Below are 743 nucleotides of genomic sequence, written 5' to 3'. Positions count from 1 at the left end.
GGCGCGGTCGCGGAATTCGGCCAGGGAGCGGGCTCCGGCGTAGGTCATGGAGCTGCGCACGCCGGCGGTGATCATATCCAGCAGGTCCTCCACGCCGGGCCGGGCGGGGTCCAGGTACATTTTGGAGGTGGAGATGCCCTCTTCGAAGAGTCCCTTGCGGGCCCGGGCGAAGACGTCCTCGGTGCGGGTGCGGTGCTGGACCGCCCGCGCCGAGGCCATCCCGAAGCTTTCCTTGTAGCGCCGCCCGTCGCTGTCGGTGTGCAGGTCCCCGGGGCTCTCGTAGGTCCCGGCGAACCAGGACCCGATCATGACCTGGCTGGCCCCGGCGGCCAGGGCCAGGGCCACATCGCGGGGGTAGCGGACCCCGCCGTCGGCCCAGACGTGCGCCCCGAGCTCCCGGGCGGCGGTGGCGGCCTCGTGGACCGCGGAGAACTGCGGGCGGCCCACGGCGGTCATCATCCGGGTGGTGCACATCGCCCCGGGCCCGACGCCGACCTTGACGATGTCCGCCCCGGCCGCGACCAGGTCGCGCACCCCGTCGGCGCTGACGACGTTACCGGCCACGATGGGCACCTGCGGATCCAGGGAGCGGACGATCTTGAGGGCATCGAGCATCTTGCGCTGGTGCCCGTGGGCCGTGTCCACCACCAGGGTGTCCACCCCTGCCGCCAGCAGGGCCGCGGCCTTCGCCTCGACGTCGCCGTTGATGCCCACGGCGGCGGCCACCCGCAGGGCCCCGGTGG

General features: G+C 73.5%; 1 protein-coding gene. It reads right to left on the bottom strand.

What is annotated here, in order from left to right; all coding sequences use genetic code 11:
• Positions 1-743 (bottom strand): IMP dehydrogenase (locus E2F48_RS17185; RefSeq protein ID WP_185149841.1); only part of this gene is annotated, 743 nt, incomplete at both ends.

It is taken from the genome of Arthrobacter crusticola (assembly GCF_004357995.1).
Classification (GTDB): Bacteria; Actinomycetota; Actinomycetes; order Actinomycetales; family Micrococcaceae; genus Arthrobacter_D; species Arthrobacter_D crusticola.
The sequence above is the reverse complement of the archived record's forward strand: the minus strand, read 5'-3'. Positions and strand labels throughout refer to the sequence as shown.